Origin of the sequence: Microbacterium sp., assembly GCF_047607225.1 — a bacterium.
In the GTDB taxonomy this organism is placed as follows: domain Bacteria; phylum Actinomycetota; class Actinomycetes; order Actinomycetales; family Microbacteriaceae; genus Microbacterium.
Genome location: NZ_JASGDO010000063.1, coordinates 1 through 12,215, shown reverse-complemented (window position 1 = coordinate 12,215; position 12,215 = coordinate 1). Strand labels below are relative to the sequence as shown.

Below are 12,215 nucleotides of genomic sequence, written 5' to 3'. Positions count from 1 at the left end.
ATAGCCCGCGGTACGTTGGCTATCGTGACCTCCCCCGACGCACCTCCCCCGTCCCGGCGCGCGCTGCGGAGGCAAGCGCAGGAGACGGAGCCGGAGTCGCGGAGCGGGCGGATCGCCCTGGCGTGGATCGATCCCGACGTCGTCGCCACCCGGGTCGCTCCCCGCGACCTCACGGCCGCCTCGGCGCCCTTCGTCCCCGTCCTTCCGGTGCTCATCCGTCGCCGGCGCTCGCGCGCACCCCTGCTGGTGACCGCCGCCATCCTGATGGCCCTGGCGGGCGGATACACCGTCGCGACCCAGACGTGGTCCCTCGATGCCGTCGCACCCACGATCGCCGCGGCCGACGCGCCGCGTGTGGAGGCTCCCACGTCCGCGTTGTCCTGGCCGGACGAGGGCGACGCCGCCGTCGGGGTCGCGGGCATCGACGCCGTCGCCGCGTCGTCGACGGACGCCGCACCGATGGCGAGCATCACCAAGCTCGTCTCGGCCCTCATGGTGCTCGACGAGGCGCCCCTGGCAGAGGGGGAGGCGGGGCCTGCCCGCACCATCACCGCCGCCGACCGCGCCACGTATTGGGCATACGTCTCGCGCGGCGAATCGGCGCTCCCGGTTCCCGTCGGCGGCACGCTGACGCAGTACCAACAGCTCCAGGGCGCCCTCATCGCGTCGGCCGGCAACTACATCGCGATGCTCACGGAGGAGCTCTGGCCGACGGAGGCGGAGTTCGCCGCCGCCGCGCGCGAATGGCTCGACGGCCACGACCTCTCGGGTATCCGGATCGTGGAGCCCACCGGCATCGATCGGGAGAACACCGCCGACGCGGCCTCGCTCATCCGACTCGCCGAGATCGCTGCGGATCAGCCGGTGATCGCCGAGATCGTGGCGACCGAGACGGCGGAGATCCCCGGCGTCGGTGAGATCGAGAACACCAATCCGCTGCTCGGCGACGACGGCGTGATCGGACTGAAGACCGGCGGACTCGTCGGGAACTACAACCTGCTCGCCGACGCCGAGGTGGAGGCGGCCGGCCAGACCGTGCGGGTGTCGGTGGCCGTGCTCGGCCAGCCGACCGAGGAACTCCGCGCGTCGGAGACGGCGGATCTCCTCCAGCAGGCCGTCGCCGAAGTCCAGACGCCGCACGCACTGCCGGCGGGCACAGTGGTGGGAACCGCCTCGACCGCGTGGGGAACGCGCGCCGAGGTCGCAACCACGACGGAGGCCTCCGTGCTGCTCTGGAACGGTGCGTCCGCGACCGGAAAGAGCACGCTCGACCTCGGTGACGCGCGCGACGCCGACCAGATCGTGGGCACCCTCACCCTCACCGGCCCCCTCGACTCGGCGAGCGTCGAGGTCGCCCTGACCGACGACCTCGGCGAGCCCGACGGCTGGTGGCGGTTCACTCATCCGCTCGAACTCTTCGGACTCGCCCGCTGACGCCCCCTCCCCCACGGACACCGCCGGCGGGTCGCCCCCGCGCCGTGGTCAGAAGGGCCAGATCAGCGGGACGTACAGCACGGAGGCGAGGAGGAAGACGACCATCAGCGGCAACCCCAGGCGCCAATAGTCCCCGAAGCGATACCCGCCCGGCTGCATCACCATGAGGTTCACCGGAGTGGCGATCGGGGTGAGGAAGGCGGCGGCTCCGGCGACGGTGAGGGCCATGAGGAACGGCAGCACGCTCGCGTCGAGCCCGTCGGCCACCGCCACGGCGATCGGCGCGACGACGAGCACGGTCGCGACGTTCGAGATGAACTGGCCGAGGATCATCGTGAGGACGCACAGGACGAGCAGGGCGACATGGGGTGACGAGTCGCCGATCACGCCGAGCACGACATCGGCGACCGAGCTGGCGGCACCCGTCGAGATGAAGGCCGAGGAGAGGGGGACCATCCCGGCGATGAGGATGACCGTGGTCCACGACACGGCGCGATAGGTCTGCGGAATGGTGAGGACGCCGCTCAGCACGAGCGCCCCCGCCGCCAGAAGACCGGCGACGACCGGCGGAACGAGTCCGGTCGCCAGCAACACCACCATGACCGCGAGCACGACGAGGGAGCGCCGCGCGCCCCGGCCGAGCGGCACCGCACGCTGGAGCGACCGTGGCGCGGTCACCGCGATGACATCGGGCGACGCGGCGTAGCGGTCCAGCGCGTCCCACGGCCCCTGCACGAGCACGGCGTCGCCGGCGCGGAGCGTCAGGGATCCGGCCACCGCCGCGCCCCGCGACGTGTTGGGGCCGTCCTCTTCCCCGCGACGCACCGCGAGGATCACGAGGTCTTCGCCTCTCGTGGTCATCCCGGCGCAGACCGTCCGTCCGATCAGGGGTGACCGCGGGGCGATGAGCACCTCCAGCACGCCCTCGGTGACGCTGAACAGCGAACCGGTGTCGAGGTCGACGTCGTACGCGTCGCGCAGCGTGCGGGCGTGGGAGCGGGGGTCGGGGGCGGCATCGGCGAAGTGCTCCGCCACCCGCTCCGGCAGGAGCCGGTCGCCCCAGGCGAGCACGATGAGCGTCGTCGCGATCACGAGGGGCGCCCCGACCAGAGCGAACTCGAAGAACCCGAAGGCGCGGCCGCCCGCTGCCTCGGCGGCCTCCGAGACGACGATGTTGACGGGGGTGCCCGCGAGCGTCAGAAGGGACCCGGCGCTGGCGGCGAAGGCGAGCGGGATCAGCAGCTTCGAGGGAACGATGCCCGCGCGAACCGCGACGACAACGACGACGGGGAGGAGAGCGGCGACGGCACCGTTGATGCTGATGAAGGCGGACAGGGCTGCAGCCAGGAGCGCGACGATCACGACGAGCCTGCCGCGCCCCGACCCCGCGCGGCGGATCACCTGATGTCCGAGCCACGCGGTGACCCCGGTCGAGTCCAGCGCTTCACTCACGATGAACAGCGTCGCGATGAAGATGACCGTGGGATCGCCGAAGCCCGACAACGCCTCGGGGAGGGTGAGGACGCCGGTGGCCCAGAGCGAGACGGCGACGCCGAGCGCGACGATCGCCAGGGGCACCCGGGAGCTGACGAACGCCACCACGGCGGCCACGAGGATGACGAAAGTCCAGGCGGCGGAGTCCATGGGATCGACTCTACGGCGGGGGTCCGCCGGACCGGGCGGCGCGGGTGCGGCCCGGGGCTCCGCTCGGGTCGCTCAGACGAAGCGCACGGTCTGCTGCAGCCGGGTGCGGATGTCGAAGAGCTCGTTGCCGCCGATCGCTCGCGCACCCGTGATCCCGCGGCGGAGCACGGTGGACAGCGCCGACCGTGCGACGACGACCGCGGGCAGACCGCGCACCCGCCCCAGCTCCTCGATCGCCGCCGGGGCGTCGTCGTCGGGGAGCACGACGATGACGCCGCTGAACTTCACCCGGGCCGAGCGACCGAGGCCACGGGCGCGCCCCACGGTCGCGGCGACAGGGGCACCGGAGACCGACTCACCGATGAGCTCTCCACGTCGTACCCGCGCCGGGCCGCCGAAGTCCTCCGAGAGCACGGCGTACAGGCCGCTCGGGCCGAGCACGACATGGTCGATCTTCGCGTCGGGATCCCGCGGGTCGGCGGCCACGTCGTGCCACACGGTGTAGCCCATGCCGAGGTCGGCCACGATCCTCGCCGTCGCCTCTTCGGCGAGCGCGTCGGCGAGGAGGCGGCGAAGCTCACGAGGAGCAGTCCGCACGAGAGCGGGGTCGTACGGGTCATCGAGGGCCACTCCGCGGCCCACCCATTCGCGTATCAGGGTGAGGTAGCGTTCCCGGCGCCACCCGCCCGGCTGACCGAAGGAGCGTGCGCGCGGCCGGGTGTCGGCGCGAGCGGACGGCGGACGCCAGACCGGACCGCCCTCTGCGGGAGAACCGGCCGGAGCGAACGAGGGCGCGGCCGACGCTCCGAAGCCGTGGCCGCGGTCATAGGCGGCGCGCGCCGAGGGTGTCCCGATCAGCTCCCAGGCACGCTGCACGTGGACGAAACGCGCGGCATCCCCACCGGTGTCGGGGTGCGTCTCTCGCAACCGCGCGCGGTACGCCCGACGCAGCGCCTCGTCGTCGACGTCGGGGGCCACGCCGAGCACATCGTAGGCAGAGGCCGAGAGCGGACTGTCGAACACGGATCCTCAGCTCCACAACGGAACGTCGGGGATGAACGCGAGCGCGTCGGCACCGATGCTGCCCGGCAGGTCGTCGAACGACGCCGGCTGCCACCGCGGGGAGCGGTCACGGTCGACGAGCTGCGCGCGGATCCCCTCTGCCAGATCGGGCTGCGTCGCCGCGAACCACATGACGAGGCCGTACTCCTGGGCGAGAGCGGCACGAAGGTCGGGAAGACGGCGCGCCGAGCGGACGGCCGCGAGGGTCACGGCGAGCGCCGTCGGTGAGAGCTCCTCCAGCGTGGCGACGGTCGCCGCGGCGTCGGGCTCGGGCCGGTCGCGGAGGCGGGCGAGGATCTCGGGCACCGTGTCCGCGGCGAAGGCGTCGTCGATCCAGCCGCGTGCAGCAGGCAGGCGCGAAGGATCGGGAGTCTCATCGAACAGGAGGACGAGCTCGGTCGGGGTGTGCGGATCGGCACGAGTGACGAACGCATCGTGGAGGTCGGCCAGGCGATCCGACGGGACGAAGTGGTCGGCGAACCCAGCGTAGATCGCGTCGGCGCCGTTCATCGATGCGCCGGTGAGGGCGAGGTACTCCCCCACCCGTCCGGGAGCGCGGCCGAGGAGCCAGGAACCCCCGACGTCGGGCGTGAAGCCGATGCGGGTCTCGGGCATCGCCAGCGCCGAGCGCTCCGTCACCACCCGCACGGCGGCGTGCCCGGCCAATCCGACGCCGCCGCCCATCGTGATCCCGTCGGCGATCGCGACGACGGGTTTCGGATACTCGGCGATTCGTGCGTTGAGCGCGTACTCGGCGCGGAAGAAGCGCGCCGTCTCGGCCGCCTGCCCCGCAACGATCTGGGAACGGAGGCCGCGGACGTCACCGCCGGCGCAGAAGCCCCGGTCACCGGCACCGTCGAGGAGCACCATCGCGATGTCGGAATGGTGCTCCCACTCATCGAGCGCAGCGCCCAGAGCTTCGATCATGCCGAGATCGAGGGCGTTGATCGCCTCCGGTCGGTCGAGCGTGGCATGCCCGACGCTCGCGTCCGCGACCGCACGGATCCGCGACGCGGACGCAGCCGGGGTCGGGGACGCGTCGCTCACACGTTCACGCTACCCGAGGCGCGTCGGAGGCCGGGTCTCCCTCCGTCGCACCTCGGGGCGCTCACCCGCCCTCGGCCCGCACCGCGATGTACGGGTCGACCGAGAGGGAACGGCGCGACGCGAGAGTCGCTGCTCCCGCACTGGCGAGGAGACTGATGAGCATCGCGCCCGCCGCGATCAGCACCGGCCGCCACACCAGGTCACCGAGCGCCGGTTCGGCTCCCACCTGCTCGGCCGCGACGACCGACAGGAACGGAACGAGCGCGATCGCGACGAGCGCCCCCGCCACGGCGCCCAGTCCGGTGACGAGCATGCTCTCCGTCGTGATGAGCGCGCGGATCTCCGACACTTGCCACCCGTGCACACGGAGGAGGGCGAGATCGCGCAGCTGCACCTTCGCCGAGGCCGCGACCCCGGTGAAGGTCGAGACGACCAACAGCAGAAGCCCCACGACGGCGACGATCGCGGTCGCGGCGGGAAGGAGTGAGAACACACCGGGGAGCAGACCGAGCCGGTCCGCCAGAGGGCTGGCGGCGAACCCCCGGGCACGGAGGTCGGCGGTCAGAGCGGGGACGGCCTCTCGGTCGCGGGCGACGACCAGCGCGGAGCGCACTCCGCGCTCATCGAGGTACGCGCGCGGCGACAGCCCCTCCCGCGCGGCGACGAGCTCCACCGCGGTGTCGACGTCGGTGAGGGCGACGGCCGGTCCATAGACCTGCCAGGAAGGGTCGTACGTGCCGCTCAGACGCAGTCGCCGCGACGCCGACTCTCCCTCATCCGCTCCGGTGCGGGTGGTGAACCCCACATCGAGCTCTTCGCCGACGAGGGCGGCGAAGTCGACCCCCTGCGTGGCGCTCGGCGCGAGGAACTCGCCCGGTCCGGGAGGAGCCGTGACGCCGGGCGGCGCCTGCGACGCCTGGAACGCCACGACGGGAAGCACCCAGCCCCCATCCGCCCCGTAGATCGACGCACCGTCGATGGCCGGCTCGACAGCGGCGACGTCGGGGAGCCCGGCGAGCAGATCCAGCGCGCTCCCGGTCAGGGGTCGCGCATCGGCGACGTCGGTGCGCAGCTCGAGCACCGCGAGGCTTCCGCCACCCACCTCGTCGGCGGTCACGGTCGACTGGACGTTCCAGAGCAGCGCACCGAGCGTCGCCGTCAACAGCACGGTCACAAAACCCGCGACGACGAGCGGAGCCGCGCGGTGCTCCCCTCGACGGACACGCAGCAGGGCCCATCCGAGTGTCGTGCGAAGCGTCTTCCTCGTGGTCACGGCGTGGTCCGTTCCTTCGTCAGCGTGAGGATGCGGTCGCACCGATCGCGCACCGCGTCGTCGTGGGTCGCGACCACCACCGCCGTGCCGCTCCGGGCTGCGGCTCGCAGCGCGCGGAGCACGACAGTGGTGCTCTCGGCATCGAGATTCCCCGTCGGCTCGTCGGCGACGATGACCGCGGCCTCGGAGGCGATCGCCCGACCGAGAGCGAGCCTCTGGCGCTGGCCGCCCGAGAGCGCACCGGCGGGTCGGTCAGCGACGTCATCGAGGTCGAGCAGGCTCAGCAACCGACGGGCGCGCGGGCGGTCGCTGCGGTGGGGGATGCCCCACGCCGCTGCCACGTTCTCCCACGCCGTCAGATACGGATGCACGGCATGCGTCTGAAGCACGAAGGCGGCACCGCTACACGCGCGAGAGAACTGCACGCGGCCGCGGGTCGGCGTGAGAAGCCCGCCGATCAGGCCCAGCAGAGTGCTCTTGCCGACCCCCGAGGGACCGACGATGCCGAGCATCTCGCCCGCCCGGACCTCCGCATCGAACGGCCCGAGTTCGCGCCCCGCCACGCCCGGATACGTGTAGCGGGCTGCCTCGACAGAGACGACCGGCTCGCGCTGCGTCACCATCACGAGGCTCCTCCCGCCGGGATCGGGCCGAGTCCGACGCTCAGGTCGAACGAGACCTGGCTGAGCCGGCGCGTCGTCTCGATGCGGCCCTGGGAACGATCCGCGCCGGCGTAGAGGCCGTCATCGGCGCGGGTGAAACCGGCGGCGACCGCCTCGTCGAACGGCTGCTGCAGCCAGTCCTCGTCGCGATCCGGTGTGGCGCCGGCGGTGGCGGCGACGATGCCGGAGAGGCAGTACGCCGTGTCGACGTCGCCGATGCGGAGGGCGGCGAGCACCTCGTCGGTGCGTGCGCGCGGGTCATCGACGACGCGGAGAGGCTCCTCGTCGTCGCGTCGAACGTGGAGGCGGATCACGGCACTGTCGACGCAGGGGTCATCGCTTCGCCTGGCCACCGCGGCGGCCAGGCTGCTCCCCGCACCCGCGGGAAGGAGCCCGAGATCGGCTGCCGTCTCGATCAGGAGCACGGCGCGCGCGGAGTCGCCGGGGCCGAGGGCGGCGGGGCTCTGCTGCAGGAGCTCGATCGCCCGACCGCGGACATCAGCGCACGCCGACGACGCCTGGGCGGCGAGCGCGCACGCGCGGGCTGCGCCGAGCACGGCATCGTGATCCCCACTGTCGGCGGCGGCCTGCGCCGCGGCATCGAGGGCCCGCGACATCTCCGTCGCGAGACGCACTTCTTCTCCCGCCAGGTTCCGCGTGCGGATCACCGCGGCTGTCGTCCACGTCCCCTCGGTCGCCGAGCCGTCCGTGAGCGCTCCGTCGATCCCCGCGACGTCTCGGTCATGAAACAGCCCGTCATCGCCGAGGAAGCCGGAGAAGTCGAAGGCGTCCACGGGGTTTCCCGGCGCGCACGCCGTCAGCGGACTCATCGCCCCCACGGCGAGCACGACACCGACCAGGAGCCAGCGCGGGCTACGCATGGAACCCCAAGTCAGCCGCCGCTGCCGCGATCGACAGCGGCGCCAGCTGCTCGTTCATCATCAGCAGTCCTTCCTGGGAGAAGCGCAAAGGGGGCACGTAACCGGCGGCTCCGTCGCGCCGCGGGGCATCGTCGGCGAGCCGCGAGATCCAGGAGAGGTCGCAGTAGTCGTCGAGGCGCCCGTCGATGACGGCGTCGGCGAAGCTGCGTCGGGCCTCCTGCCATACCTCGTCGTCGGGCCACCCACCGGCCGCCGCCGCGTCACGGAACAGGGAGACCTGCCGTCGCGCGCACGGCGCCGTCGCACCAGTGGCGAGGCCTTCGATGAGGCGATCGACCCCGTCCGGGTCGGCCGCGCGCGCCGTGGCGAGCGCGGTCAGCAGACCGTCGAGCGTCGTCGCCTCGGGCGTCACGGCCGCCGTGAGGACTTCCGCGTCGGCGAGCCCCGGGCCGGCGAGGTCGGCGCAGTCACCACGCACGAGAAGGCAGCCCTGCCACACGAGGAGGGCGTCGCCCGATCCCGGACGCGCCGTCTGCACTATGCGTTCGACGACGACCGCCGATGTCGACGGCGGCAGCTCGGTGCCCCGAGCGTGGAGCAGCCGGACACCGGCGACCGTGCCGCTGAGAGATCCCGTGACCAGCGGGCGTCGCAGGTAGCTGCCATCGGGCAGCCGCCTGCTCTCAAGACGGTCCTCGAGCACCGCGCGCGCGTCGGCGACCGCCTCGTCACCCTCCTCGGCTTCACGCTGAGCGACGACGCGAGCGGCCGTCACGAGCACCGAGAGGTCGGTCGCGTCGAGCGCGTCGTCGACCGCGCACCGGAAGAACGCGGGGGTGTCCTCCTCCGGCACTGCGTCGAGCAGGAGCAGGGCACCCGCCTCGATCGCCGCGCGATCGTCGCAGTCCGGCGGCGGGACCCCCGGCAAGAGTGCGCTGACGACGCGTCCCGCCGACGCCTCCGGAGACACCACCGCCGACCGGCGGACGTCGACCCACTGCAGCGCGAGCGCCGCGTTGGCGGAGACGGCGGACCGCATCCCCGCCGCCGAGAGGAGCCCGTCGGCGACGGGATCGACGCCGCTGAGGCACCACGAGACATGGGCAGCCGCCAACAGCTCGAGCGTGTCGCCGGGCTGCGACTGCGCCGTCGGCTCCGGCGCCGCCGCGAGCACGGTATCGGCGTCACGCGCGAGAGTCGCCGCCGTCGGCCCCGACAGGATCTGTCGAGCCTTCTCTGCGCCCGCGGAGCCACACACCAGGTGCGCTTTCCACAGCGCCTCTTCCTCGTCGGACTCCCAGAGCTCCCGCCAACGCGCGGCGTCGGGCGGAGGCGACACGACGCCGAGCGCCCGACCGACATCGATCCCGGCCGCGGTCTCGACGAGGGTCGCCGTCGAGAACGCGTCGATGGCCACGTTGGAGAGCAGGCCGTCGGCGCCCTCGAACGGCGTCAGGTCTCCCCAGACGCCGTCGAGGCCACCGTCGACCGGGGTGGGAGGCGCGCACGCGGTCAGCATGAGAGCCGCCACCGCCGCCACGGCACAGGGGAGGACACGAGTGCGGATCACACCCCCACGCACGCGCTGGAGCTCGCGCGAACGCCCGAGACTTCGGCATAGGCGCCGGAGCAGAGACCCAGCGCGACGATCGACCACGTCGCCGAGGCGCTGCCGGAGTGGTCGGAGATCCACGTCTTGTAGTTGGTCCAGACCAGGTTGCGCGCCGACCCGCTCGTACCGGCCACGGTGACCGCACCCACCGTCACGGTGCCGATGCCCCACGCGTTGAAGTCCGCGGTGTTGCGGATCTTGGACACCTTGTACGCCTTGCCCGACTTCAGCGCCTTCGCCGAGGTCTGGAAGCCGCACGACGTGAGCCAGGTGTTGCAGAGCCAGACGTTCGCCTGGATCACGGCTCCCGTGCCCGGCAGCTTCGCCGAGGACGAACTGCTTACCGCCGATGCCGGGAGGGCCACACCGCCGAGCGCCACGGCCGAGAGCACCACGGCTGCGATCGTGTTACGGATTCCACGTCTCATGTTTCGATCTCCTTCATCCGATGGGAGAGAGGGCTCCAGGCCCCCTCATATATGAGTACCAGATGCCCCACTGTAGCCACGCCGAGGACGCGTCCCGGGAGTTGTCCACACCCCGACGTCATCCGCCTCTCGAGGGCTCGCCGCCACGCTCCGCGCGGTCCCGCGCGGAATCCGACAGGATAAGAGGACACCCCCGCAACGAGAGGCCGCCCATGCCCGAAGGACATGTGCTCGAGTTCACCGATGTCACCAAGCGCTTCGGCGCCGTGAAGGCGGTCGACGGATTCACCGCCCGAGTGGAGCCGGGGGTGGTCACGGGCTTCCTCGGCCCGAACGGAGCCGGCAAGACCACGACCCTGCGGATCCTGCTCGGACTCATCTCGGCATCATCGGGGAGCGCGACGATCGACGGACGTCGCTACCGCGAGCTCTCGCACCCGCTGCAGACGGTCGGCGCCGCCCTGGAGGCGTCGAGCTTCCACCCCGGACGAAGCGCGGCGAACCACCTCGCGGTCTACGCCGATGCGGCCGGCATCCCCCGCTCCCGCGTCGACGACGCGCTCGGCACCGTCGGACTGGCCGACGTCGCCGGGCGCAAGGTCGGCGGTTTCTCCCTCGGCATGCGCCAGCGCCTCGGCCTCGCCTACACCCTGCTCGGCGATCCCGGCGTGCTCGTGCTCGACGAGCCCTCCAACGGGCTCGACCCCGAGGGCATCAAGTGGATGCGCGGCTTCCTCCGAGACCTCGCCGCGCAGGGACGCACCGTGCTGGTCTCCTCGCACATGCTCTCCGAGATCCAGCAGACGGCGCAGTCGCTGCTCATCATCGCCCGCGGCTCCCTCGTGTTCCAGGGCACGATCGACGAGCTCACCGCGCACGACGAGTACGCGACGATCGTCGACGCCCCCGACCGCGCAGCCCTCGGCGCCGCGCTCTCGGCGGAGGGGCTCTCCTTCGACACCCTCCGCACCGGTTTCACGGTGCGGGGCGCAGACCCCGTGCGGGTCGGTGCCGTCGCAGCCGCGGCGGGTGTCGCCCTCTCGGCCCTGCAGCGGCGCGGACCCGCGCTGGAAGAGGTCTTCCTCGACCTCGTCAACGGAGTGCGGGTGCACGAGCCCGCACCAGCTACGGCCCCCGTCGACCTCGACGCGCTGCCGGCCCCCGCCGTCGCCGCTCCCGTCGTGGACGCACCACCGCCGCCAGTCGAGGTCGACGCCGATCCCGAACCGACGGCTGCGCAGGAAGGCGGTGAGCAGCGATGAGCCTCGTCCGCGCTACACGCTCCGAGCTGACCAAGCAGTTCTCCACCTCGATGTGGTGGATCCTGGGGCTCGTCCTCGTCGCCTACGTCGGCAGCACGGCCGGCGGGCTCGCCGGGTTCTTCGGCGCCGTCGCCACCGGTGCGATCCCCGGCGGATCCACCGACATGTCCGCGATCCCCGGCGGCATGCTGCCGCCGCTCATCTATAGCCTGGCCACCGCGGTGGGGTACATCTTCCCGCTCCTCATCGGCACGCTCCTGGTCACGGGCGAGTTCCGACACAAGACCCTCACCCCGACGTTCCTCGCCACTCCGCGCCGCGCCACCGTGCTGGCGGGCAAGGTCGTCGCAGGCATCGTGATGGGCCTCGTGTACGCCCTCGCGGCACTGGTCTCCACCGTCGGGCCGGGTGCCGGGTTCCTCGCCGTCTTCGGCGTCGACACGCAGCTCGGCGACCTCGACACCTGGGCGATGTTCGGCCGGATCGCCATCGCGTTCGCCCTCTGGGTGCTGATCGGCATCGGCGTCGGCACGCTCGTGCGCAACCAGGTCGCCGCGGTCGTGGGAGTCATCGCCTTCACGCAGTTCGTCGAACCGATCCTCCGGACCGTCGGATCCTTCGTCGACGGCATCGCCGACGCCGCGCGGTTCCTCCCCGGGGCCGCCTCCGACGCACTCGTCGGCGCGAGTCTCTACTCCACCTTGGGCTCGGGAACGGGTGCGGGCAGCGAGCCTCTGGCGTGGTGGATCGGCGTCCTCGTGCTCCTCGCCTACGCGGCGGTCATCCTGGTGCTGGGCTACCTGACGAGCTGGCGGCGCGACGTGGGCTGACAGCCGCTCATCCGGCGCACGCGCCGCGGCGGCCCGGCTCGGCTCAGGTCGCCGGCGCCGCACCCGGACGCGGCCGCGCT

General features: G+C 72.3%; 11 protein-coding genes. 3 read left to right on the top strand and 8 right to left on the bottom strand.

Annotated elements, in window-relative coordinates; all coding sequences use genetic code 11:
- Positions 1 to 24: 24 nt before the first annotated feature.
- The gene (locus QM591_RS12955) at positions 25 to 1,434 is read left to right on the top strand and encodes a D-alanyl-D-alanine carboxypeptidase (protein ID WP_415132806.1); all 1,410 of its coding nucleotides are present in this window, start codon (positions 25 to 27) and stop codon (positions 1,432 to 1,434) included.
- Positions 1,435 to 1,482: 48 nt separating this feature from the next.
- On the opposite strand, the gene QM591_RS12950 is transcribed toward QM591_RS12955, so the two are convergent.
- The 8 genes from QM591_RS12950 to QM591_RS12915 form a co-directional block, all read right to left on the bottom strand.
- Positions 1,483 to 3,078 carry an SLC13 family permease gene (locus tag QM591_RS12950; protein WP_415132805.1) on the bottom strand — a complete coding sequence of 532 codons (1,596 nt, stop codon included), beginning with the start codon at positions 3,076 to 3,078 and terminating at the stop codon, positions 1,483 to 1,485.
- A 72-nt stretch (positions 3,079 to 3,150) separates the two neighbouring features.
- Positions 3,151 to 4,101 (bottom strand): DnaJ domain-containing protein, encoded by a 951-nt coding sequence (locus tag QM591_RS12945; protein ID WP_415132804.1) that lies wholly within the window; start codon positions 4,099 to 4,101, stop codon positions 3,151 to 3,153.
- 6 nt (positions 4,102 to 4,107) lie between these two features.
- Positions 4,108 to 5,187 carry an enoyl-CoA hydratase/isomerase family protein gene (locus tag QM591_RS12940; RefSeq protein ID WP_415132803.1) on the bottom strand — a complete coding sequence of 360 codons (1,080 nt, stop codon included), beginning with the start codon at positions 5,185 to 5,187 and terminating at the stop codon, positions 4,108 to 4,110.
- Positions 5,188 to 5,248: 61 nt separating this feature from the next.
- Positions 5,249 to 6,460: an ABC transporter permease gene (locus QM591_RS12935; RefSeq protein WP_415132802.1), complete on the bottom strand. Its 1,212-nt coding sequence runs from the start codon at positions 6,458 to 6,460 to the stop codon at positions 5,249 to 5,251.
- Positions 6,457 to 7,083: an ATP-binding cassette domain-containing protein gene (locus QM591_RS12930; protein ID WP_415132801.1), complete on the bottom strand. Its 627-nt coding sequence runs from the start codon at positions 7,081 to 7,083 to the stop codon at positions 6,457 to 6,459. Before QM591_RS12930 ends, QM591_RS12935 begins: the two co-directional genes overlap by 4 nt.
- The gene (locus QM591_RS12925) at positions 7,083 to 8,003 is read right to left on the bottom strand and encodes a hypothetical protein (RefSeq protein ID WP_415132800.1); all 921 of its coding nucleotides are present in this window, start codon (positions 8,001 to 8,003) and stop codon (positions 7,083 to 7,085) included. The genes QM591_RS12930 and QM591_RS12925 overlap by 1 nt, the downstream gene beginning before the upstream one ends.
- On the bottom strand, positions 7,996 to 9,573 hold the full coding sequence (locus tag QM591_RS12920; protein ID WP_415132799.1) for a hypothetical protein: 1,578 nt from the start codon (positions 9,571 to 9,573) through the stop codon (positions 7,996 to 7,998). Before QM591_RS12920 ends, QM591_RS12925 begins: the two co-directional genes overlap by 8 nt.
- Positions 9,570 to 10,043, bottom strand: a complete 474-nt coding sequence (locus tag QM591_RS12915; RefSeq protein WP_415132798.1) for a hypothetical protein — start codon at positions 10,041 to 10,043, stop codon at positions 9,570 to 9,572. The genes QM591_RS12920 and QM591_RS12915 overlap by 4 nt, the downstream gene beginning before the upstream one ends.
- A gap of 212 nt (positions 10,044 to 10,255) precedes the next feature.
- Here QM591_RS12915 and QM591_RS12910 point away from each other — a divergent pair, with 212 nt between their 5' ends.
- Positions 10,256 to 11,305 carry an ATP-binding cassette domain-containing protein gene (locus QM591_RS12910; protein WP_415132797.1) on the top strand — a complete coding sequence of 350 codons (1,050 nt, stop codon included), beginning with the start codon at positions 10,256 to 10,258 and terminating at the stop codon, positions 11,303 to 11,305.
- Positions 11,302 to 12,135, top strand: a complete 834-nt coding sequence (locus tag QM591_RS12905) for an ABC transporter permease subunit (RefSeq protein ID WP_415132796.1) — start codon at positions 11,302 to 11,304, stop codon at positions 12,133 to 12,135. The genes QM591_RS12910 and QM591_RS12905 overlap by 4 nt, the downstream gene beginning before the upstream one ends.
- Positions 12,136 to 12,215: the final 80 nt, after the last annotated feature.